This window comes from Streptomyces sp. R41 (genome assembly GCF_041053055.1).
In the GTDB taxonomy this organism is placed as follows: Bacteria; Actinomycetota; Actinomycetes; order Streptomycetales; family Streptomycetaceae; genus Streptomyces.
In genome coordinates this window covers 5,892,596-5,914,072 of sequence record NZ_CP163443.1, presented here as the reverse complement: position 1 = coordinate 5,914,072, position 21,477 = coordinate 5,892,596, and the positions used below count along the sequence as shown (strand labels likewise).

Annotated in this window: 20 protein-coding genes; 11 read left to right on the top strand and 9 right to left on the bottom strand. The window is 70.7% G+C overall.

Annotation, left to right across the window (positions count from 1 at the left end; all coding sequences use genetic code 11):
* The first annotated feature begins 9 nt into the window (after window positions 1-9).
* Window positions 10-1,242 (top strand): low specificity L-threonine aldolase, encoded by a 1,233-nt coding sequence (locus AB5J53_RS27070; protein ID WP_369248253.1) that lies wholly within the window; start codon window positions 10-12, stop codon window positions 1,240-1,242.
* On the opposite strand, the gene AB5J53_RS27065 is transcribed toward AB5J53_RS27070, so the two are convergent.
* Window positions 1,232-1,444 (bottom strand): hypothetical protein, encoded by a 213-nt coding sequence (locus AB5J53_RS27065; protein WP_369248252.1) that lies wholly within the window; start codon window positions 1,442-1,444, stop codon window positions 1,232-1,234. The genes AB5J53_RS27070 and AB5J53_RS27065 overlap by 11 nt on opposite strands.
* Window positions 1,445-1,622: 178 nt before the next feature.
* Here AB5J53_RS27065 and AB5J53_RS27060 point away from each other — a divergent pair, with 178 nt between their 5' ends.
* Window positions 1,623-2,729 (top strand): DUF5937 family protein, encoded by a 1,107-nt coding sequence (locus tag AB5J53_RS27060; RefSeq protein ID WP_369248251.1) that lies wholly within the window; start codon window positions 1,623-1,625, stop codon window positions 2,727-2,729.
* Between the two features lie 122 nt (window positions 2,730-2,851).
* Here the strand turns inward: AB5J53_RS27060 and AB5J53_RS27055 are convergent, their stop codons facing one another.
* The 3 genes from AB5J53_RS27055 to AB5J53_RS27045 form a co-directional block, all read right to left on the bottom strand.
* On the bottom strand, window positions 2,852-3,484 hold the full coding sequence (locus AB5J53_RS27055) for an AAA family ATPase (protein WP_369248250.1): 633 nt from the start codon (window positions 3,482-3,484) through the stop codon (window positions 2,852-2,854).
* Window positions 3,485-3,564: 80 nt separating this feature from the next.
* On the bottom strand, window positions 3,565-4,236 hold the full coding sequence (locus tag AB5J53_RS27050) for a response regulator (RefSeq protein WP_369248249.1): 672 nt from the start codon (window positions 4,234-4,236) through the stop codon (window positions 3,565-3,567).
* A 94-nt stretch (window positions 4,237-4,330) separates the two neighbouring features.
* Complete coding sequence (locus tag AB5J53_RS27045; protein ID WP_369248248.1) at window positions 4,331-5,536, bottom strand: sensor histidine kinase; 1,206 nt, start codon at window positions 5,534-5,536, stop codon at window positions 4,331-4,333.
* A gap of 118 nt (window positions 5,537-5,654) precedes the next feature.
* Here AB5J53_RS27045 and AB5J53_RS27040 point away from each other — a divergent pair, with 118 nt between their 5' ends.
* Window positions 5,655-6,887: an SAM-dependent methyltransferase gene (locus AB5J53_RS27040; RefSeq protein WP_369248247.1), complete on the top strand. Its 1,233-nt coding sequence runs from the start codon at window positions 5,655-5,657 to the stop codon at window positions 6,885-6,887.
* Here AB5J53_RS27040 and AB5J53_RS27035 read toward each other — a convergent pair.
* Window positions 6,852-8,003: an NADH-quinone oxidoreductase subunit D gene (locus AB5J53_RS27035; RefSeq protein ID WP_369248246.1), complete on the bottom strand. Its 1,152-nt coding sequence runs from the start codon at window positions 8,001-8,003 to the stop codon at window positions 6,852-6,854. The two genes, AB5J53_RS27040 and AB5J53_RS27035, sit on opposite strands and share 36 nt — an antisense overlap.
* 31 nt (window positions 8,004-8,034) lie before the next feature.
* Between AB5J53_RS27035 and AB5J53_RS27030 the strand changes: the two genes are divergently transcribed.
* On the top strand, window positions 8,035-8,529 hold the full coding sequence (locus AB5J53_RS27030) for a PH domain-containing protein (protein WP_369248245.1): 495 nt from the start codon (window positions 8,035-8,037) through the stop codon (window positions 8,527-8,529).
* Entirely contained in the window at window positions 8,526-9,866 is a 1,341-nt protein-coding gene (locus tag AB5J53_RS27025) for a PH domain-containing protein (protein ID WP_369248244.1), read from the top strand. The genes AB5J53_RS27030 and AB5J53_RS27025 overlap by 4 nt, the downstream gene beginning before the upstream one ends.
* Before the next feature lie 457 nt (window positions 9,867-10,323).
* Here the strand turns inward: AB5J53_RS27025 and AB5J53_RS27020 are convergent, their stop codons facing one another.
* Window positions 10,324-11,763: a hypothetical protein gene (locus AB5J53_RS27020; RefSeq protein ID WP_369248243.1), complete on the bottom strand. Its 1,440-nt coding sequence runs from the start codon at window positions 11,761-11,763 to the stop codon at window positions 10,324-10,326.
* Window positions 11,764-11,939: 176 nt separating this feature from the next.
* Window positions 11,940-13,061, bottom strand: a complete 1,122-nt coding sequence (locus AB5J53_RS27015) for an alpha/beta hydrolase (protein WP_369248242.1) — start codon at window positions 13,059-13,061, stop codon at window positions 11,940-11,942.
* Between the two features lie 226 nt (window positions 13,062-13,287).
* Here AB5J53_RS27015 and AB5J53_RS27010 point away from each other — a divergent pair, with 226 nt between their 5' ends.
* From AB5J53_RS27010 to AB5J53_RS26985, 6 genes are all read left to right on the top strand, one after another.
* Window positions 13,288-15,093 (top strand): phosphatidylglycerol lysyltransferase domain-containing protein, encoded by a 1,806-nt coding sequence (locus AB5J53_RS27010; RefSeq protein ID WP_369248241.1) that lies wholly within the window; start codon window positions 13,288-13,290, stop codon window positions 15,091-15,093.
* A gap of 173 nt (window positions 15,094-15,266) precedes the next feature.
* Complete coding sequence (gene folP, locus AB5J53_RS27005) at window positions 15,267-16,175, top strand: dihydropteroate synthase (protein ID WP_369248240.1); 909 nt, start codon at window positions 15,267-15,269, stop codon at window positions 16,173-16,175.
* Window positions 16,172-16,666 (top strand): nuclear transport factor 2 family protein, encoded by a 495-nt coding sequence (locus tag AB5J53_RS27000; RefSeq protein WP_369248239.1) that lies wholly within the window; start codon window positions 16,172-16,174, stop codon window positions 16,664-16,666. Before folP ends, AB5J53_RS27000 begins: the two co-directional genes overlap by 4 nt.
* A gap of 248 nt (window positions 16,667-16,914) precedes the next feature.
* Window positions 16,915-17,274 (top strand): dihydroneopterin aldolase, encoded by a 360-nt coding sequence (folB, locus tag AB5J53_RS26995; RefSeq protein ID WP_369248238.1) that lies wholly within the window; start codon window positions 16,915-16,917, stop codon window positions 17,272-17,274.
* On the top strand, window positions 17,271-17,882 hold the full coding sequence (folK, locus tag AB5J53_RS26990) for a 2-amino-4-hydroxy-6-hydroxymethyldihydropteridine diphosphokinase (RefSeq protein ID WP_369248237.1): 612 nt from the start codon (window positions 17,271-17,273) through the stop codon (window positions 17,880-17,882). Before folB ends, folK begins: the two co-directional genes overlap by 4 nt.
* A gap of 124 nt (window positions 17,883-18,006) precedes the next feature.
* Window positions 18,007-18,492, top strand: a complete 486-nt coding sequence (locus tag AB5J53_RS26985) for a DUF3180 domain-containing protein (protein ID WP_369248236.1) — start codon at window positions 18,007-18,009, stop codon at window positions 18,490-18,492.
* 26 nt (window positions 18,493-18,518) lie between these two features.
* Here the strand turns inward: AB5J53_RS26985 and folE are convergent, their stop codons facing one another.
* Window positions 18,519-19,124: a GTP cyclohydrolase I FolE gene (gene folE / locus AB5J53_RS26980; protein WP_101403642.1), complete on the bottom strand. Its 606-nt coding sequence runs from the start codon at window positions 19,122-19,124 to the stop codon at window positions 18,519-18,521.
* A gap of 143 nt (window positions 19,125-19,267) precedes the next feature.
* Window positions 19,268-21,295, bottom strand: coding sequence for an ATP-dependent zinc metalloprotease FtsH (gene ftsH, locus AB5J53_RS26975; RefSeq protein ID WP_369248235.1), 2,028 nt, complete (start codon window positions 21,293-21,295; stop codon window positions 19,268-19,270).
* Between the last annotated feature and the right edge of the window lie 182 nt (window positions 21,296-21,477).

Sequence of the window (21,477 nt, the reverse complement as noted above, 5' to 3'; positions counted from 1 at the left end):
CATCCAGGGATGAGCGACACGGCGGCAGAGACCGAGACGGAGCCCGCGGAGCAGCCCGTGGGCGAGACGGCCGAGAAGGTCACGCAGGAGACGGCGGAGCTGTCCCCGGAGCAACGATTCGAACAGCGAACTGTCGCCTGGAGGGCAGCGGAGCGGGTGCTGTGGAGGCCCAGCTACCAGCAGACGATCCGCGAGCGCCTGGCCTGGCTGAACGAGAGCGCCGAGGGCATGCACGACCTCGACCAGCGGGCGGACATGTACGGCGACGGTGTCGTCGAGACGCTGGAGGAGCGGGTCGCGGGGCTGCTCGGCATGGATGCCGCCGCCTTCTTCCCCACCGGCACCATGGCCCAGCAGGTCGCCCTGCGCTGCTGGGCGGGCCGCACCGGGAACGCGACCGTCGCGGTGCATGCGCTCGGCCATCCCGAGGTCCATGAGCGGCATGCGTTCAGCCAGGTCAGCGGCTTGCGGCCGGTCCGTGTGACCGACCAGCCCCGGCTCCCGACCGCCGAGGAGATACGGGACTTCGACGAGCCCTTCGGTGCGCTGATGCTGGAACTGCCACTCAGGGACGCCGGTTTCGTGCTGCCCTCCTGGGAGGAGCTCTCCGAGGTCGCCGAGGCCGCCCGGGAACGCGACGCGGTGGTCCACATCGACGGTGCCCGGCTGTGGGAGTGCGCCACGCATTTCGGCCGGCCCCTGGACGAGATCGCGGATCTCGCCGACAGCGTCTACGTGTCGTTCTACAAGTCGCTCGGCGGCTTCGGCGGGGCGGCGATCGCGGGCCCGAAGACACTCATCGACGAGGCGAAGACCTGGCGGCACCGGTACGGGGGCATGATCCTCCAGCAGTTCCCGACGGCCCTGGCCGCGCTCATCGGCCTGGAGCAGGAGCTGCCCCGGCTGCCGGAATACGTGGCCCACGCGCGCGTCGTCGCCGCCGCGCTGCGCGAGGGGTTCGCGGAGGCCGGAGTTCCGTGGGCACGCGTCCACCCCGAGGAGCCGCACACCCACCAGTTCCAGGTCTGGCTGCCGTACGAGCCCGACAACCTCACGAACGCGGGGCTGCGGCAGACCGAGGAGACGAAGACCGGCCTCTTCGCGCAGAGCTGGGTCCGTGGCGGCCCGGGGCTGGCGTTCACCGAGGTCACGGTGGCGGCGCCCGGCCTGGAGTGGACGGCCGACGACGTCAAGGCGGCCGTACGGGACTTCGTGGAGCGGCTGCCCGGCGTCAGCAGCTGACGCGGCGCCCGTGCAGCCACCGGCCCAGGGCCTCCCGTATCCGGCCGTGTGCCGGGCGCTCCGCCACGACCGCCCGGAACTGCCGGTAGCCGCGCAGTTCGCGCGCGACCTGCCAGTCGTGGCTGCCGGGTGCGGGCGGGGCGGGCTCGCCGTGCCGCGCAGCACGGTAGGTGTCGAGGAGGTACTGCTGGGTGATGCTCATGGCGAGTCGCCTCTCGGGACGAGGGATGGGATCCAATAGGCCCGTGTCCCATCCATCAGCGGCTGCACCGCGGGCCCGGTCATCCCAGGTTGCGCCTGCTCACGGCGTCTGTCGCCCCGATTGACGGCCGCCGTCAATCGGGGCGGCGTTGTCAGTGGTGGAGTGCACCATTGGGGACATGAGCGTGCACATCGACATCACCGGGCTGCGGCGGGAGCGCATCGCTGTCGTGCCGTCGCCGCTGGCCGAGCTCGGGATGGCGCTGCATGCCCTGGCCGAGCCGGCGCACCACCCCGGGCTGCAGGGCTGGGCGACCGGCGTCACCGCGCGGCTCGACCCGCATCTCGCGGACCGGATGTGCGAGGCGGACTTCCTGTGGCGTACGACGTTCTCGGACCTGTTCCTGCCCTGCGCGGGCATCCCGGGCGGGACCACGCTGCCGGGCGCGACGCTCGCCGAGGACCTGGACCTGCTGGACAAGCTCACGGACGAGCAGTTCGTGGACGCGGCCCTGGAGTTCACGTGCGCGCTGGCCTACAGCTCGTACGGGCCGCACGCGCTCTCCGACCCGGAGGTGCGCCGACGCGCCGTGGATCTGGCCGCCTCGCGCGGGCCGCAGCAGACGCGGTTCACCGAGCGGCTGCTGGAGGATCCGCCGCGGGTGCGGGCCTGGCTGAGGCAGTTCCTGGAGGACTGCGACGAGGCCTTCTTCGCCGAGTCCTGGTCCCGGCTGCGCCACCAGCTCGCCGCGGAGGCCCGCCACAAGACGGACCTGCTCCGGCACAAGAGCCTGACCGAGGCGCTGACCTCGGTGTCCCCCGCGGTGTCGCTGGACGAGACGGCCGGGCGGCTCACCGTCGACAAGCTGACCGAGGGCCACACGGTCACGACCGACGGCGGCCTTCTCCTCGTGCCCACCAGCCTCGGCCGGCCCCACCTGATGGTGCTGCACCGGTACGGCTGGCAGCCTGTGCTGCACTACCCCATCGGCTCGCCCGAGCTCGCCGCCCCGCCCTCGGTCGAGCAGCTGACCCTGCGGATGACCGCGCTGTCCCATCCGGTCCGGATGCGGATCTGCCGTCATCTGGCCCGCAGCGCGTACACCACGGGCGAGCTGGCGCAGGTGCACGGGATGACGGCTCCCGAGATATCCCGGCATCTGGGAGTGCTGAAGAAGGCGGGCCTGATCACGACGAGGCGCCGCGGGCGGTACGTATTGCACCAACTGGACGTCGCCGTGGTGGCCCGGCTGGGGAGCGACTTCCTGGAGGGCGTCCTGCGCTGAGGCCTGTGGACACCTGCGGACCGCAGGCGGTTGTGCCCACCCTCCCCCAAGTTCTCGGCTTCGCTCGAACGGGGGGACCCCATCGCCCTGCGGAAGGCCTGCCCAGATCGGCGGCCCGTGCCTCAGTCGAACCGGATGTGCTTGGCCCCGACCCAAGCCCTGCGCAGCCGTCCCCGTACGGCCCCGTCCCGGTTCGGTGTGAGCGTCAGGCCTGCCAACACGGCGATGCGGTCGGCCGTCTTGGCGACCGTCGTGTGGTCCGTCCACAGATGCTCGGCGAACTCCGGCTCGCGCAGCCGCTCCAGGCAGTGGTCGAGCTGCTGCACGGCCCAACTCTCGCGCCGCAGCGGGGCGTCCTTGCCTGCGACGTACTGAAGAAGGTGCCCGAAACCACGCTCACGCAGCCGCTTCAGTACGGTCTCGCGCTCGGCGAGGAGCGCGAAGTGCCGTACGTCGTGGCCCAGTTCGCGCAGCCGCCCGACGGTCTCCTCGAAGTAGCGGGGGTTCGTGACCGTCATGGGGGCGATGATCACGCCGTCGTGCTTGCCGAGGGCGAGGTCGAGCACCTCGACCACACCCCGCCGCCAGGACTCCAAGTCCTGGAAATCTCCGCGCAGTTCGGGCGGCAGCACGCGGCGCAGGCCGAAGCCGGCGTGTTCCGGGTCGCAGACGACGCTGCCGGGCAGCCGTCGCCGGATCTCGTGTGCGGTCTGTGTCTTGCCGCCCCCGAAGGGGCCGTTGATCCACAGGAGCATGCGCAGACCCTAGTGGGCGCCGATTACGCCCCGGTCACGCCCCCGACGTCAGCTACGCCCTCGCGTGCCGTGCTGCGGAGTCAGCCGTGACCGCCCGCCCGCACCAGCCCCGTCTCGTACGCGAGCACGACCACCTGCACCCGGTCCCGCAGCCCCAGCTTGGTCAGGATGCGCCCGACATGCGTCTTCACGGTCGCCTCGGACAGCACGAGGCGCGCCGCGATCTCCCCGTTCGACAGGCCCTGTGCGACCAGCACCATGACCTCGCGCTCACGGTCGGTGAGCCGCTCCAGCTCCTTGTGCTGGTGCTCCTTGCCGGCGCTGGGCAGCATCGGCGCGAAACGGTCCAGCAGGCGCCGGGTGGTGGAGGGCGCGACCACGGCGTCACCGCTGTGCACGGAGCGGATGGCGGTGAGCAGCTCGCCCGGCGGCACGTCCTTGAGCATGAAGCCGGAGGCGCCCGCCTTCAGCCCGGAGAAGGCGTACTCGTCGAGGTCGAAGGTGGTGAGGATCAGCACCTTCGGCGGGTTGGGCTCGGAGCAGATGCGGCGGGTGGTCTCGACGCCGTCCAGCTTCGGCATGCGGACGTCCATCAGCACCACGTCGACCGCGGTGGCGCTCAGCACCTGGAGGGCCTCGACGCCGTCGCCCGCCTCGGCCACGACCTCCATGTCCGGCTGGGCGGCGAGCACCATCCGGAAACCGGTGCGCAGCAGCACCTGGTCGTCGACGAGCATGACTCGGATCGCCATCGGGGTCCTCTTCCCTCTCTGTCACAAGCTCGGTGAAAAGCTCTGCCAGAAGTCAAAAAGCTATATAAGCGGTCAAAAGGTGTCGTTACAGGTGTCAGTGGGCGGGCTTGAGCGGCAGCAGGGCGCTGATGCGGAAGCCTCCACCGGGCCGGGGCCCCGCGTCCAGGGTGCCGCCGACCATGCCGACGCGCTCGCGCATGCCGATCAGGCCGTGGCCCTGGCCGTCGGCGCCCCCCTCCTCGTACAGCTCATGGGGTGCGCCCTTGCCGTCGTCCTCGACGAGCAGGCCGAGGCCGTCGTCGAAGTAGACCAGGCGCACGCTCGCGCCCGCGTTCGGCCCCCCGTGCTTGCGCGTGTTGGTGAGCGCCTCCTGCACGATGCGGTACGCCGTGAGCTCTACGCCGCTGGGGAGGGGGCGCGGGGTGCCCTCCACCTTGAAGTCGACGGGGAGGCCCGAGGTGCGGCACTGCTCGATGAGGTCGTCGAGCTGCTCGACGTCGGGCTGCGGCACGTACTCGCCGCTCTCCTCGTGCTCGCCGGTGCGCAGTACGCCGAGCAGGCGGCGCATCTCGGCGAGGGCCTGACGGCCCGTTCCGGAAATGGTCTCCAGGGCCTTCTTGGCCTGGTCCGGTGCGGTGTCCATGACGTAGGCGGCGCCGTCGGCCTGGACCACCATCACCGAGACGTTGTGCGCGACGACATCGTGCAGCTCGCGTGCGATCCGGGCGCGCTCGGCGGCCACCGCGACCTTGGCCTGCGCCTCGCGCTCCTTCTCCAGGCGGGCGGCGCGCTCCTCCAGCTGGGCGAAGTAGGCGCGGCGGGTGCGCAGGGAGTCGCCGAGCACCCAGGCGAGAGCGAACGGCACCGTCTGGAACACCGCTATCGCGACATGGCCCAGGGCGCTCGTGCCCCCCTGCGGCCAGCGCACCTCCGCAAGGGTCGCCGCGCACAGTCCGACGGCCAGCGCCAGCCGGGAGGCCCAGCGCGCGCCGTTCGCGGCGACCGTGTAGACGATCACCAGCATGGCGAAGTCGGCGACCATCGTCTCGACGTCCAGGGCCAGCTGGACCGCCCCGATCGCGCAGGTCAGCAGGAGCATCTTCTCCGGCATACGGCGGCGCAGCGCGACGACGACGCACAGGACGGCGGAGATCGCGAACGCCTCGGCGAACGAGCCGTGGTGGTCCGGGGCCCCGTTGACACTCGAGGCACTCACGCCGGCGAGCCCGAGCAGGACGACGGCCCAGGCGGTGTCGACCCACGTCGGGTGTCTGCGGAGAAAGTCATAGAGGCGCTGCACGTAACCCAGAGTAGGGAAGCGTGCAGTGTGCAGGGGTCAACCGGAGGGTCGATCCGCAACCGGCACTCGTACTCCCCAAGGTGGAGGCCCCGCACTCCGTGACGCTTAGCCTGACCCGGTGAGACGTGAGGCGACGGGTGAATGGCGGGGTTGGCGCGAGGCGACGGAGGAGGCGCTGTACGGGCCCTCCGGCTTCTATCGCAGACCCGAGGGGCCCGCGGGCCACTTCCGCACCTCGGTGCACGCGTCCCCCCTCTTCGCGCAGGCCGTGGCCCGGCTGCTGTGCCGCGTCGACGAAGCGCTCGACCACCCCGCCTCGCTCGCCTTCGTCGACATGGCGGCGGGCCGCGGCGAGCTGGTGACCGGCGTCCTCGCCGCGCTCCCCGCGGACGTGGCCTGCCGCGCGCGCGGGTACGCGGTCGAGCGCGCCGACCGCCCCGCCGGCCTTGATCACCGGATCGAGTGGCTCGCCGAGCCCCCGAGGGGGATCACCGGCCTGCTGTTCGCCAACGAGTGGCTGGACAACGTGCCCGTTGATGTCGCCGAGGTGGACTCCGAGGGCGTACGACGCCTGGTTCTCGTACGGGAGGACGGGGCCGAACGCCTCGGGGAGCCTGTGGAGGGGGCGGACGCGGAGTGGCTGCGGAGGTGGTGGCCGCTGCCGTCCGAAGCGGTGGCATCCGGGGCTCCGCCGTCAGATACGTCGTCGGCGTCCGACGCTCGACCGTCCGACGGTCGGGCGTCCGACGGTCGGGCGTCCGAAGCGTCGGATGCCGACGAGGCTCTGCCGCCCGGAAGGTCGGCCGCCGTGGCGCTGCCCTCCGAACCGAAGGAATCCGAAACGCGGCCCTCCGAAGGAGTGGGCGCTCTCTCCGAAGGGACCCGCGCCGAAATCGGGCTCCCCAGGGACACCGCCTGGGCCTCCGCCGTGTCCACGCTCGACCGGGGGCTCGCCGTCGCCGTCGACTACGCGCACTTCGCCGCCGCCCGGCCGCCCTTCGGGACGCTCACCGGCTTCAGGGAGGGCCGGGAGACGGTGCCGGTGCCGGACGGGTCGTGCGACATCACCGCGCATGTGGCGCTCGACGCGTGCGCGCTGCCCGGAGGGCGCGTGACGACCCAGCGCGCCGCCCTGCGCGCGCTGGGGGTGAGCGGGGCGCGTCCTCCGCTCGCGCTCGCGTCCACGGACCCCAGCGCCTACGTACGCGCCCTCGCGAGCGCGGGCGCGGCGGCGGAACTCACCGCGCCCGGCGGTCTCGGCGACTTCGGCTGGCTGCTCCAGCCGGTTGGAATTCCAAACGCTCCCCTTGGGGGGCTACTTGTCGATGTCCCCGACCACGAAGAACAGTGAGCCCAGGATCGCCACCATGTCCGCGACCAGCGTGCCCGGCAGCAGCTCGGTGAGCGCCTGGATGTTGTTGTACGAGGCCGAGCGCAGCTTCAGCCGGTACGGGGTCTTCTCGCCCTTGCTGACCAAGTAGTAGCCGTTGATGCCGAGGGGATTCTCGGTCCAGGCGTACGTGTGGCCCTCGGGTGCCTTCAGGACCTTGGGGAGGCGCTGGTTGATCGGCCCCGGCGGCAGCTCGGCGAGCCGGTCGAGGCAGGCGTCGGCGAGGTCGAGCGAGTTGTGCGTCTGCTCCAGGAGGCACTCGAAGCGGGCCAGGCAGTCGCCCTCCTGGCGGGTGACCACCTTCAGGGTGTCCTGGAGCTCCCCGTACGCGAGGTACGGCTCGTCGCGGCGCAGGTCGAAGTCGACGCCGGAGGCGCGCGCGATGGGGCCGCTCACGCCGTAGGCATGCACGGTCTCCGGCGCGAGGACGCCCACGCCCCGCGTACGCCCCCGGAAGATCTCGTTGCCGAGCACCAGGTCGTCGTAGACGCCCAACCGCGAGCGCAGGGCGGCGACGGAGGCACGCGCGCGTGCGGTCCATCCGGCCGGAAGGTCCTCCTTGAGGCCGCCGACCCGGTTGAACATGTAGTGCATGCGCCCGCCGGAGATCTCCTCCATGACGTGCTGGAGCTCCTCGCGCTCAGTGAACGCGTAGAAGATCGGGGTGATCCCGCCCAGCTCCAGGGGATACGAACCCAGGAACATCAGGTGGTTCAGGACCCGGTTGAGCTCCGCGAGCAGCGTGCGCATCCACACCGCGCGCTCGGGGACCTCCATTCCGAGCATCCGCTCCACGGCGAGGACCACACCCAGCTCGTTCGAGAAGGCGGACAGCCAGTCGTGGCGGTTGGCGAGCATGATGATCTGGCGGTAGTCGCGTGCCTCGAAGAGCTTCTCCGCGCCGCGGTGCATATAGCCGATGACCGGCTCCGCGTGCTGGATCCGCTCGCCGTCGAGCACGAGCCGCAGCCGCAGCACGCCGTGCGTGGACGGATGCTGGGGGCCGATGTTGAGCACCATGTCGGTGCTCTCCGCGGCGCCGCCGATACCGACCATGGTCTCCGTCGTAGGAGTCATGGGGACAGTCTCTCGTACGTACGCTTGCCACATGGAGACGGGGACCATGGAAAACGCCGACGCGGGGCCGGTCTGGACCGGACTGCCCCCAGGGCTGCTGCGGATGCGACGGCTGTTGCTGGTGGTGTGGCTGGGGCTGCTGACGATCGCCGTGGGGCTGCTGCTCGGGCTGCTCGCCGGGCCCGTCTGGGCGGCCTTCGCCGTGCTGCCGCTCACCGTGATGGCCTGGGGCTGGCGCATGCTGGGGCGCAACTGGCGCTCCTGGCGGTACGCCGAGCGCGCGGACGACCTGCTGATCAGCCGGGGTGTGCTGTGGCGCGAGGAGACCGTGGTGCCGTACGGGCGGATGCAGCTGGTCGAGGTGACCTCCGGGCCCGTCGAGCGGCACTTCGGGCTCGCGAGCGTGCAGCTGCACACGGCGGCCGCGGCGACCGACGCGTGCATTCCGGGTCTCGACCCGGCCGAGGCCGAGCGGCTGCGTGACCGGCTGACCGAGCTGGGCGAGGCACGATCGGCGGGGCTGTGACGACGCCGGTGCCGGACACGGACGACGTCATACCGGAGGAGAAGCCGCTGGTCGAGCGGCGGCTGCACCCGGTGACACCGTTCCGGCGCGCCTGGGCGCCCGTCGCCGTGATCGCCGGCTGGGCCGTGCACGACCCCAGCCAGGCGCAGGAGCAGCTCACCAGGCTCACGACGACCGCACTGCTCGTCGGACTCGCCGTGTTCGTCCCGGGCGCCGCCCTCTACGGCTTCTTGAGCTGGTGGTTCACGCACTTCGCCGTGACCGACACCGAACTGCGCATCCGTACCGGCCTGTTGTTCCGCCGCACCGCGCACATCCGGCTCGAACGGCTCCAGGCGGTCGACGTCACCCAGCCGTTGCTGGCCCGCGTCGCGGGCGTCGCCAAGCTCAAACTCGACGTCATAGGAACGGACAAGAAGGACGAACTGGCGTACTTGGGTGAGGGTGAGGCCCGCGCGCTGCGCGCCGAACTCCTCGCCCGTGCGGCCGGTTTCTCGCCGGAGACCGCGCACGAGGTCGGCGAGGCGCCGGTACGGCAGCTGCTGCACGTCCCCGCGCGCGTGCTGGCCATTTCCCTGGTGCTCACCGGCGCCACCTGGGGATCACTGGCCGCCGCGCTCGTCGTACCGCCGGTGCTGTGGCTCGCCACCCACAGCGTGTGGACGGTCCTCGCGACCGGGGTGCCGCTGCTCGGCGCGGCGGGCGCGAGCAGTGTGGGGCGGTTCGTCGCCGAGTACGACTGGACGGTGGGCGAATCGCCCGACGGGCTCCGCATCGACCATGGACTCCTCGACCGTACGCACGAGACGGTGCCGCCCGGACGCGTGCAGACCGTACGGATCGTGGAGCCGCTGCTGTGGCGGCGGCGCGGATGGGTGCGCGTCGAGCTGGACGTGGCCGGGTCGTCCAACTCCGTGCTCGTGCCCGTCGCTCCGCGCGAGATCGCCGAGTCGGTGATCGCGGGGGTGCTGCCGGGTGTGACGGTGCCGGCGCCCTCGTCCTTGTCCCGGCCGCCGCGGCGGGCCGGCTGGTGTGTGCCGTTCCGGTGGCGGGGGTACGGGCTCGCCGTCACCGACACCGTCTTCGCGGCGCGGCACGGGTTGCTGCGCCGCAGCCTCTCGCTCGTGCCGCACGCGAAGGTGCAGAGCGTGCGGCTGACGCAGGGGCCGTGGGAACGGTTCAAGGGGGTCGCCGACGTGCATGTCGACACAGGGGCCGACAAGACGGTGACTGCGCGGCTGCGGGACGCCGCCGAGGCGGCGGAGCTCCTTCGGGCGCAGGCCGACCGATCCCGAACGGGGCGGCGGGAGGCTCGGCCTGATCGGTGGATGGCTTGACGCGTGATCCCCGGGCGCCTGGGGCGAGGCCAGGGTCGGGGTGGGTACGCTGCCCGGCGGTTGCCCGGCGCCGCTCTCTTCGGGACGGATGCCGCCCGATTCCCGGGTGCCCGAGGTGGAGCTGGGGTCGGGGTGGGTACGCTGCCCGGCGCTTGCGCGGCGCCGCTCCCTTCGGGACGGATGCCGCCCGATTCCCGGGTGCCCGAGGTGGAGCCGGGGTCGGGGTGGGTACGCTGCCCGGCGCTTGCGCGGCGCCGCTCCCTTCGGGACGGATGCCGCCCGAATCGCGGGTGCCCGGGGTGAGGGCTCGGGTCAGGGCCCCTGCCGGCGCTTGCAGGGTGCCGCTCTCTTTGGGGCGGGTGCCGCCCTAGCGGCACGCATGCCCACAGCTACGACCGTCGAGGGTGGGCTGCCGTCCTTTGCCGCAGGTAGACCGCGGCCAGGACGGCGCTCTTGGTCAGGAAGCCGCGCTCCGCAAGCCCGCCACGTCGATCTGTTCCGTCTCGTCGTGTGCCGTCAGGTCGATGACCTGGCCCACGCCGCGCGAGCCCTCGTCCGCGGGCTTGAACCCGGCCTCGGCCTCGGCCTTGTGGAGGGCGAGCGCCTCCTGGCCGACCACGTCCGCGAGGTCCTCGTTCTGCATGGCCTCCAGCGCGGCCGCGGACGACTCCTTCTGCGTACCGAAGAAGTCGAACCCGCCCTCGACCGACGGCCGCCGTACGGGCGCGGCCGGTACGACGGCCACCGCGGTCGGCACGGTGAAATGCCCGGACGGCTTCGCGGGCGCCGAGGGCTTCGAACCCTGCGGCGACTTGGAGGACTGCGCCGGCAGGGAGGGCTGGGAGGGCTTCGCCTCGGCGGCCGCGCGCTCATGCTCGCCGACCGCCTCGGGCTTCCCCTGCGCCTCACCCTCCTCCGCGACGGCGTCCGAGGAGGGACCCGCCTCGGCGGAACCCCCCTTCGGAGGCTCGGCCTCCGCGGACTCACCCCTCACGGGCTCGTGCTTCACCGAGTGGGACTTCACCGAGTGGGACTTCGCCGAGTGGGACTTCGCCGGGTCGGCCTCGACCGATTCGGTCGGTGTCGAAGGCTGTTCCGAGGTCTGTGCCGAGGCCTCCGCGATCTCCTCCTCCGCAGCGCCGCTCACGATCCGGGTCAACGCCGCGTTGGCCCGCAGGAAGAGCGACGACCCGGCCGGGGAGAAGACCTCGGGAGACGCCGGAGCGTCCGTCGCCACGGAAGACTCGGAGGACTCGGAGGACTCGGAGGCGGCACCCTCCGCTTCGGCGGCCGTCGACGCGCTCGCGGCGGCCGTGCCCTCGGCCCCCTGCGGCACCTCGGTCGTCTCCGGAGGAGCCACCGCCTCCGAAGCGCCCGGCGCTTCCGGAGCCTCCGGTTCCGCCGGTGCCGTCCGCGCGGCGGGCAGCGCACGGGCCGGAGCCGTCGCCTCTATCGCGAGCTGCCGACGCCCCTCCAGGGCGCTCGCCCGCTCCGTCTCCGCCGTGGCGTACCGCCGCAGCAGCGCAGCGTGTTCGTTGCGCAGGCCCGCCAACTCCGCGCGCTTCGCGCGCAGTTTGTGCTCCAGCTTGGTGCGCAGCTCGCGCGACTCGTCGAGGTCGGTCTCCAACTCGGCGACGCGCTCCTCGTGACGCCACTCGTCGCTCGCCCGCGCGCGCGTCAGGTCCGCGACCCGTTTGCCCGCCGAGGTGTCCCAGCGGCGCATGACGACCGCGCCGACGACCGCCGTCACCGCGGCACCCGCGGCCAGCCCACGGAGCACCAGCGGCTCCGTGAACAGCCAGGGCCCCACGGCGCAGACGAGCGAGACGCCTGCGATCGCCGAAGGAGGCAGCAGCCTGTGCAGAGGCGGGGAATGGCGGTGACGTCCACGTGGCATGGCCAGAAACTTACCGCGCGTAGGCGAATCTTGGTGTCCCACGCGGTAAAAACACAGCCATCCCGCAGCCTTCACGCCGTCTCAGCAGTCCGCAACGACCGCCACTTGCGTACGTCAGCAACCCTGAAGGAGCGGGCAGCCCCCATAAAGAAGCGGGCACTCCCTGGAGGAGCGGGTCAGCGGTCGCTCAGCCGCCCGCTGATCCACTGCAGCGTCGCCGGGATCTCCCGCCGCCATGTATTGAAGTTGTGGCCGCCGCTGCCGAGGATGATCGACGAGATCCGGGTGAGCCGCTTGGACTTCACGAGGTCTATGAAGCCCAGCGTGGCGTTGTAGTTGGCCTCGCCCACCTTGCTGCTGCTGACGAGCAGCGAGGTGTCGGGCGCGGGCTTGTTCTTCAGGTACCACCGCAGGTCGGCGCTGTTCTGCAGTGCCTTGTCCCCCTGGAAGAGGTCGCCCGTCGTGGGGTCGATCGGCGCCTTGTAGTACGGCGAAAGGCCCGCACCGGCGGCGTACACCTCGGGGTGGTGGATGGCGAGCTTCAGCGCGCAGTAGCCGCCCGTGGAGTCGCCGATGACGCCCCAGCTGCCGGGTTTTTTGCCCACCCTGTAGTGGGCCGATACGGCGTCGGGTAGGTCCTTGGCGAAGAACGACTCGGTCTGCGGGCCGCCGGGGATGTCGACGCACTCGGTGTCCCGCGGGGGCGCGACGGTCGGCCGCAGCATGACGAGGATCATCGGCTGCATCTTGCCGTTCTTGGCCATCTCGTGGGCCAGCTGCGGGTAGTGCAGCCCCTTGATGAGCGCCTCGGCGGTGCCCGGGTAGCCGGTCAGGACAGTGGCGGCGGGGAAGGTGCGGGTGCGGTACTGCGGCTGGAAGTACTCCGGGGGCAGATAGACGTACGCCGGAGTGGCGATGTGCGTCGTGCGGCCGACGATGTCGACCTTCTGGATCTGGCCGCCGATCTGTGGCCGGGAACCGCCCGACACCTTCACCTGCTGGGTGTCGACCACTTGGAGGGGACCGCCGCCCGAGCCGTTGTGGTCGACGACCACACCCTCGCCGCTCTCCTGCCCGAAGAGGTCCGCCCAGCTGGCGTAGAAACCGAACGCCTGGTTCGCGGAGAGGCCGATCGAGGCGAAGATCGCCACCTGGGTGGCCAGCAACAGGCCGACCCGTCCGCTGACGGCCCGCCAGTTGTGCCGTGCCAGGCGTGGCCACCACCACACCGTGCCGACGAACAGCAGCACGGCGAGCAAGACCGCCAGCACCAGCACCTTGTTGCTAGTGAGACCCATGAGCTGTTCCTGCCTGCGCTTTCCGTCCCCGGCCTGCGCAGCTCCTTCGCGTGCGCTTGCCCCGGACTTTCCTTGCCTTTTGAACCGGCTTTCCTGAGGGGAGTGAACCTGTCTCCCCAAGACACCGTCCTAGAGGGCGCAATGTCGCCGGATGCCGGAATTGGCACCGGATTCAAGGTCTCTCGCAGAACTACGGGATGCGATGTCTGTCAGGATAGATGGGGAATTGTCGGGCGAGGTTCCGAGCCGAACTGGCCGGTCGCGGCGCATACTCCGCGGTCCGCGCCCTGAGGCCGTCCCCGCCCTGGTCGCCAGGGCCTGCACGCTCGTAGGACTCCTGGACATCGCCGCCGGCGTCTTCCCGCGCTTTAGGCGCAGTCGTATGCACGCCATGGCCGAAGTGCTGCCCGGCTCGTTCGGCCCGTTCGCCGCCGCGCTGTCGCTCAGTGCCGGTGTGCTTCTGCTACTGCTGGCTCACGGGCTGCGCCGTCGCAAGCGCCGGGCGTGGCGGGCCGCCGTCGTACTGCTGCCGGCCGGTGCCGTCGCGCAGTTCGCGTACCGCCACTCCATCATCGGCGCCGTCATCTCCCTGGCGCTGCTCGCGCCGCTGCTGCGCCACCGTGACGAATTCGCGGCGCTGCCCGATCCGCGCAGCCGCTGGCGCGCGCTCGCCAACTTCGTCCTCATGGGCGCCGGTTCCCTCGTCCTCGGACTCGTCATCGTCAGCGTCCACGAGAACCACATGGTCGGCGACCCGAGTCTGGCCGACCGCATTACTCACGTCCTGTACGGCCTGATCGGCTTCGAAGGGCCCGTCGACTACATCGGACCCACGTCCTGGACGGTCGCCTTCTCGCTCGGCGCGCTCGGCTGGCTGACCGCCGTCACGACGATCTACCTGGCCTTCCGGCCCGAACACCCCGCCGCACGCCTCACGGAGGACGACGAGAGCCGGCTGCGCGCCCTCCTGGAGAAGCACGGCGGCCGCGACTCCCTCGGCCACTTCGCGCTCCGCCGCGACAAGGCCGTCGTCTTCTCGCCCAGCGGCAAGGCGGCGGTGACGTACCGCGTCGTGTCGGGCGTGATGCTGGCCAGCGGCGATCCGATCGGCGACGTCGAGGCCTGGCCGGGCGCGATCGAGCGCTTCATGGACGAGGCCAAGGCGCACTCCTGGACGCCCGCCGTCATGGGCTGCTCCGAGACGGGCGGCGAGGTGTGGACCCGTGAGACCGGCCTGGACGCCCTCGAACTGGGTGACGAGGCGGTGGTGGATGTCGCGGATTTCTCCCTGGCCGGGCGCGCGATGCGAAATGTGCGCCAGATGGTGAAACGCATCGAGAGGGCTGGTTACGAGACGCGGGTACGGCGCATCCGTGACCTGGGCGAGGGGGAGCTGGACCGCATACGGCGCGCGGCTGAGGACTGGCGCGGCACGGACACCGAGCGCGGCTTCTCCATGGCGCTCGGCCGCATCGGCGACCCGGCCGACGGGGACTGTCTGATCGCCACCGCTCACAAGGCCGACGCCGAACTCGGCCCGTACGGTGACCTGAAGGCCGTCCTGCACTTCGTCCCGTGGGGCACGGACGGCGTCTCGCTCGACCTCATGCGCCGTGACCGCTCGGCCGACCCCGGCATGAACGAACTCCTCATCGTGGCGGCGCTCCAGGCCGCCCCCCGCCACGGCATCCAGCGGATCTCGCTCAACTTCGCGATGTTCCGCTCGGCGCTCGCCCGTGGCGAGAAGATCGGCGCGGGGCCCGTGCTGCGCGCCTGGCGGGGCCTGCTGGTCTTCCTCTCGCGCTGGTTCCAGATCGAGTCCCTGTACAAGTTCAACGCCAAGTTCCGCCCGCGCTGGGAGCCCCGCTTCGTGGTCTACGGCTCCTCCCGCGACCTTCCGCGCATCGGTATCGCCGCCATGCAGGCCGAGGGCTTCGTGAACCTGGCCCTGCCTCGCCTGCTCCGCCGTCGGACGCCGGTTCCGCGCCCGTGCGCGCACACGGTGGCGGAGCACGGGGTCAGGGCGGCGTAGGCCCCCATGAACAGGCCTGAGCGAGGGCCCGACCCGCCCAGCCCTGGGCCCTCGCTCGGGCCGCCCCCTGAAGGACTGGCCGCCCTCTCGGACCGAGCGACCCCGCTTGCCGCTGTCGAGCGAGTCCCCCCGGGGGGAGATTCGGCCCCCCTCCGGAGGCCTAGGCTGGACGTATGAGCAATGAGCGCGGGCGCGGCCGAGTCGCGGGACTGCCGGCATGGGACCGCTGCGCGGTCATGGGCGTCGTCAACGTAACCCCCGATTCCTTCTCCGACGGCGGCCGCTGGTTCGACACGACGGCCGCCGTCAAGCACGGCCTCGGCCTGGTCAGCGAAGGCGCCGACCTCGTGGACGTCGGCGGCGAGTCCACCCGCCCCGGCGCCACCCGCGTCGACGAGGCGGAAGAGCTCAAGCGCGTCATCCCGGTGGTCCGTGGTCTCGCCTCCGAGGGCGTCACCGTCTCCGTGGACACCATGCGCGCCTCCGTGGCCGAGCAGTCGCTCGCCGCGGGCGCCACCCTCGTCAACGACGTCAGCGGCGGCCTCGCCGACCCCGCGATGATCCCCGCCGTCGCGGCGGCCGGCGCCCCCTTCGTGGTCATGCACTGGCGCGGCTTCCTGCAGGGCGGCAACGTGAAGGGGACGTACGAGAACGTCGTCTCCGAAGTCGTCGACGAGTTGCACGCACGCGTGGAGGCCGTTCTGGCCGGCGGCATCGCCCCCGACCGCATCGTCGTCGACCCGGGTCTCGGCTTCTCCAAGGACCCCGAGCACGACCTGGCGCTCCTCGCCCACCTCGACCGGCTCCGCGAACTCGGCCACCCCCTGCTCGTCGCCGCTTCCCGCAAGCGGTTCCTGGGCCGCGTGCTGGCCGGCCCGGAGGGCGCCCCGCCGCCCGCGCGCGAACGGGACGCCGCCACCGCCGCCGTCTCCGCACTCGCCGCCCAGCAGGGCGCGTGGGCCGTCCGCGTCCACGAGGTACGGGCCACCGCCGACGCCGTCCGCGTCGCCCGGGCCGTCGAGGGCGCCCGCGCGACGGCAGCGCCGGACACGGAGGTCCAGGCCGCAGAGGGAGCCCGGTGAGCACCCCGCGCACCGACGTCGAACAGGTCGAACTCGCCAACACCGCCTTCTACGAGGCGATGGAACGGGGCGACTTCGAAGTGCTGTCCTCGCTGTGGCTGGCCCCGCTGGACACGGCCGAGGACGATATCGAGGGCGAGGGCGCGGTGATCTCCTGCGTCCACCCCGGCTGGCCCGTCCTCAACGGCCGCGGCGAGGTACTGCGCTCGTACGCGCTGATCATGGCGAACACCGAGTACATCCAGTTCTTCCTCACCGACGTGCATGTCTCTGTCACTGGCGACACGGCCCTTGTCACCTGCACCGAGAACATCCTCAGCGGCGGACCCGCCCCCGACGACAGCGACGAGCTCGGCCCGCTCGTGGGCCAGCTGGTCGTCGCCACGAATGTGTTCCGCCGCACATCCGACGGCTGGAAGCTCTGGTCGCATCACGCCTCCCCCGTTCTGGCCGAATCCGGCGAGGAAGAGGACGAGGACACCTCCGGTTGAGTGGGTAGGCGCCCCGCAGGAACCAAGAAGTGGTTGGAATCACGAACCTCGGGGTAGGGGCGGCTACCAACCCGTGAGCCGCCGTGTTCCCCAGGGGAAACGCCCGGTGAAGCCTCATGGCCTTCGCCAGGGCACACGTCCCCGTGGGCGAGCTTTGTCAGTGCCCGCAGGTAGATTCGTTTGAGGCTGGTGTGCCGACCGCACTCGGTTCACGATGGCCGCTACCGACGATTGCAGGAGTGATTCGCGTGGATCGTGTCGCGCTGCGCGGCCTGAAGGCCCGCGGGCACCACGGTGTCTTCCAGAAGGAACGCGAGGAGGGCCAGACCTTCATCGTGGACCTGTCGCTGGGTCTGGACACCCGACCGGCCGCGGCCGACGACGACCTGGCGAAGACCGTGCACTACGGCATCGTGGCGGAGGAGGTCGTCGCCGTCGTCGAGGGCGAGCCCGTCGACCTCATCGAGACGCTCGCCGAGCGCATCGCCCAGGCATGTCTCAAGCACGACGGGGTTCAGGAGGTCGAGGTCTGCGTCCACAAACCGGACGCGCCGATCACGGTCCCCTTCGACGACGTGACCGTCACCATCACCCGGAGCCGAGTATGACCGCCTTCTACACCGAGGGTCAGAGCGACCCGACCGTACAGCCGGTACCCGCCTCCGTGGTGGAGCAGGTGGACGCCGCCGACACGACCCTGCAGAACCCCAAGCGCGCGGTGATCTCCCTCGGCTCGAACCTGGGCAACCGCCTGGAGACGATCCAGGGCGCCATCGACGCCCTGGAGGACACCCCCGGCGTCCGCGTCAAAGCGGTCTCCCCGGTGTACGAGACCGAGCCCTGGGGCGTCGAACCGGGCAGCCAGCCGTCGTACTTCAACGCGGTCGTGGTCCTCAGGACCACCCTCCCCCCGTCCTCGCTCCTGGAGCGGGCACACGCGGTCGAGGAGGCCTTCCACCGCGTGCGTGACGAGCGCTGGGGCCCGCGCACGATCGACGTCGACATCGTGGCGTACGCCGATGTCGTCTCCGACGACCCGGTTCTGACCCTCCCTCACCCGCGCGCCCACGAACGGGCCTTCGTCCTCGCCCCCTGGTACGACGTGGAGCCCGAGGCCCAACTGCCGGGCCGCGGCCCCGTGGCCCAGCTCCTCGCGACGATCACCCAGGACGGCGTCGCGCCCCGCGCCGACCTGGAACTCCGGCTGCCCGAGTAGTCGTTAAGGTCAAGACGACCAGCTGGCCGCGGATGACCGAAGGGGCAAAGTGCCGCATCTCCCCGGGGGACAACCCCCGGCCGCAAGGCTCTGGGCCGGCACACGCAACCGCGAGGGGAACTGAGTGAAACAGCTGCGCATCAGGACGCTGGCGGCCGTGTTCGTCGTGGCGGGTGTCCTGTCCTGGGCGGGCGCCCGCCTGTGGAACGCGGTGGGCACGCTCCCCCGGGTCCCCCTCGCCGCCCCCATCGTCCTGGCCCTGATCGCCGTCGTCCTTCTCGCGACGGCGCTTTCGCTGCGCGCCCGGCTCAAGGCCCAGCGCGAGCGCCGCCCCGGCGCCAAGGGCGTCGACCCGCTGATGGCGGCCCGCGCGGTCGTCTTCGGTCAGGCGAGCGCCCTGGTCGCCGCCCTGGTCGCCGGTATGTACGGCGGCACGGGCGCGTTCCTGCTGGAATCCCTGGACATCCCCGCCCGCCGCGACCAGGCCATCTACGCCGGCCTCTCCGTCGTCGCCGGCATCGGCGTCATAGCGGCCGGCTTCTTCCTGGAGCGCGTCTGCAAGCTCCCCGAGGACGACGAGAACAACGGCGGGACGGCTCCGGTGGCGTAACACCGCAGCCGTCCCACTCGCAGGAGCTAGCGCGCCATGATGAGGCTCATCGCCTCATTGCGGGTGGCCGAGTCCCGCAGCTGACCGCGCACCGCAGAGGTGATGGTCTTCGCACCGGGCTTGCGTACGCCCCGCATCGACATGCACATGTGCTCGCACTCGACGACGACGATCACGCCACGCGGCTCCAGGATCTCCATCAGGGAGTCCGCGATCTGCGTGGTGAGTCGTTCCTGCACCTGAGGCCGCCGGGCATAGACGTCCACGAGCCGTGCCAGCTTCGACAGGCCGGTGATCTTGCCGTCCGTGGACGGGATGTACCCGACGTGGGCGACTCCGACGAACGGCACAAGGTGATGCTCACAGGAACTCAGGACCTCGATGTCCTTCACCAGGACCATCTCGTCGTGCCCCAGGTCGAACGTCGTCGTGAGCACGTCCTCGGGCTTCTGCCACAGCCCCGCGAATATCTCCCTGTACGCACGCGCCACGCGCCCCGGCGTCTCCCTGAGGCCCTCGCGGTCCGGATCCTCGCCGACCGCGATCAGCAGCTCTCGTACGGCGTTCTCGGCGCGCTTCTCGTCGAACTCGCCGATCACGCCCTCGCCGTCCAGCGTCACGGGGTCGGTCATCTGGTCCTCGTTCCTGTGGATCTTGCGCGTGCCTGTCGACGCGTCAAAACGTGCGGGCACACCAAAATGCCGCACCCCCCAGGCTAAAACCTGGGGGGTGAGGCATTAATTCCGGGCCTGGTGAGGTCACCGGGAGCCAGGAATCAGCTCTCGGTGCGGTCCTCGGGGGCCGCCTCCGTGGCCGGGACCGACTCCGTCGCGTTGGCGATGGCCGGCGTCGAACCGTTCGCCCCGTTCGTCAGTGACAGCTCCCTGGGGGAGAGCACCGGCGGGCGGGTGGACGGAGCGCGCCGGGAAGAGCCGGTCCACGCGGGGCGGGCCGGGCGCTTCACGATGGGAGCGAAGATCTCGGCGATCTGCTCCTTGCTCAGCGTCTCCTTCTCCAGCAGCTGGAGCACCAGCGCGTCGAGGACGTCGCGGTTCTCGACCAGGATTTCCCAGGCCTCGTTGTGCGCGTTCTCGATGAGCTTCTTGACCTCTTCGTCGACGAGCGCGGCGACCTCTTCCGAGTAGTCGCGCGGGTGCGACATCTCCCGGCCCAGGAAGGGCTCGGTGTTGTCGCCGCCGAACTTGATCGCGCCGAGACGCTCGGTCATGCCGTACTGCGTGACCATCGCGCGGGCCGTGGCTGTGGCCTTCTCGATGTCGTTCGCAGCGCCCGTCGTCGGGTCGTGGAAGACGAGCTCCTCGGCAGCGCGGCCGCCCAGCATGTACGCGAGCTGGTCCAGCATCTCGTTGCGCGTGGTGGAGTACTTGTCCTCGTCCGGCAGGACCATCGTGTAGCCGAGGGCACGGCCGCGCGACAGGATCGTGATCTTGTGGACCGGGTCGGAGTTCGGAGATGCCGCCGCGACCAGGGCGTGACCGCCCTCGTGGTACGCGGTGATCTTCTTCTCCTTGTCCGACATGATCCGGGTCCGCTTCTGCGGGCCCGCCACGACGCGGTCGATCGCCTCGTCCAGCATGTTGTTGTCGATCAGCTTGCCGTTGCTGCGCGCGGTGAGCAGCGCCGCTTCGTTCAGCACGTTCGACAGGTCCGCGCCCGTGAAGCCCGGCGTACGCCGTGCGACCGCCGACAGGTCGACGTCCGGAGCGACCGGCTTGCCCTTCTGGTGAACCTTGAGGATCTCCAGACGGCCCTGCATGTCCGGGCGGTCGACCGCGATCTGACGGTCGAAGCGGCCGGGGCGCAGGAGGGCCGGGTCGAGGATGTCGGGCCGGTTCGTGGCGGCGATCAGGATGACGCCGCCCTTCACGTCGAAGCCGTCCATCTCGACGAGCAGCTGGTTCAGCGTCTGCTCGCGCTCGTCGTGACCGCCGCCGAGACCGGCACCGCGGTGACGGCCGACCGCGTCGATCTCGTCGACGAAGACGATCGCCGGAGCGTTCGCCTTGGCCTGCTCGAACAGGTCACGGACTCGGGAGGCACCGACACCGACGAACATCTCGACGAAGTCGGAACCGGAGATCGAGTAGAAGGGAACGCCGGCCTCACCCGCGACAGCGCGCGCGAGCAGCGTCTTACCGGTACCAGGAGGCCCGTACAGGAGCACGCCCTTGGGGATCTTCGCCCCGACGGCCTGGAACTTCGCCGGCTCCTGGAGGAACTCCTTGATCTCGTGGAGCTCCTCGACCGCCTCGTCCGAGCCCGCGACGTCCGAGAACGTCGTCTTCGGGGTGTCCTTGGTGATGAGCTTCGCCTTGGACTTCCCGAAGTTCATGACTCGGGAGCCGCCGCCCTGCATCTGGTTCATCAGGAACAGGAAGACGACGACGATGAGGACGAAGGGAAGCAGAGACAGCAGGATGCCGACGAACGGGTTCTGCTTGGACGGCGAGACCGTGTAGCCGTCCGGAATCTGCTTGTTCTGGTACTTGTCCTGCAGTGTGTTGGCCAGGGCCACGCCCTGGTCGCCGATGTAGCTCGACTGAATCTTCGAGCTGCCTTCGACCTTTTCGCCGTCCTTGAGCGAGACCTTGATGATCTGCTCGTCGCCGGTGGTGATCTTGGCCGACTCGACCTTGTTGTCATTGATCGCCTGGACGACCTGGCCGGTGTCCACCGTCTTGTAGCCGCCGGACGAACCGACGACCTGCATCAACACGACCACGGCAAGGACGGCCAGCACGATCCACATGACCGGCCCACGGAAGTATCGCTTCACGTCCATCCATACGGAGCGGAGCCGCCCCGTCCCTCCTGCCATAGTGAGTTTGATAAAGACTGTTCTTCGGACGGTACCCCAGCATTGTCACCCGAAGCCGCAGGGGACTGCTGGCATTCCCGCCTACGCATGCTCCAACGGCGCGAAACCCGCTGGGGTTCCCGATCGTCTTACAGGGACTGAGCCGC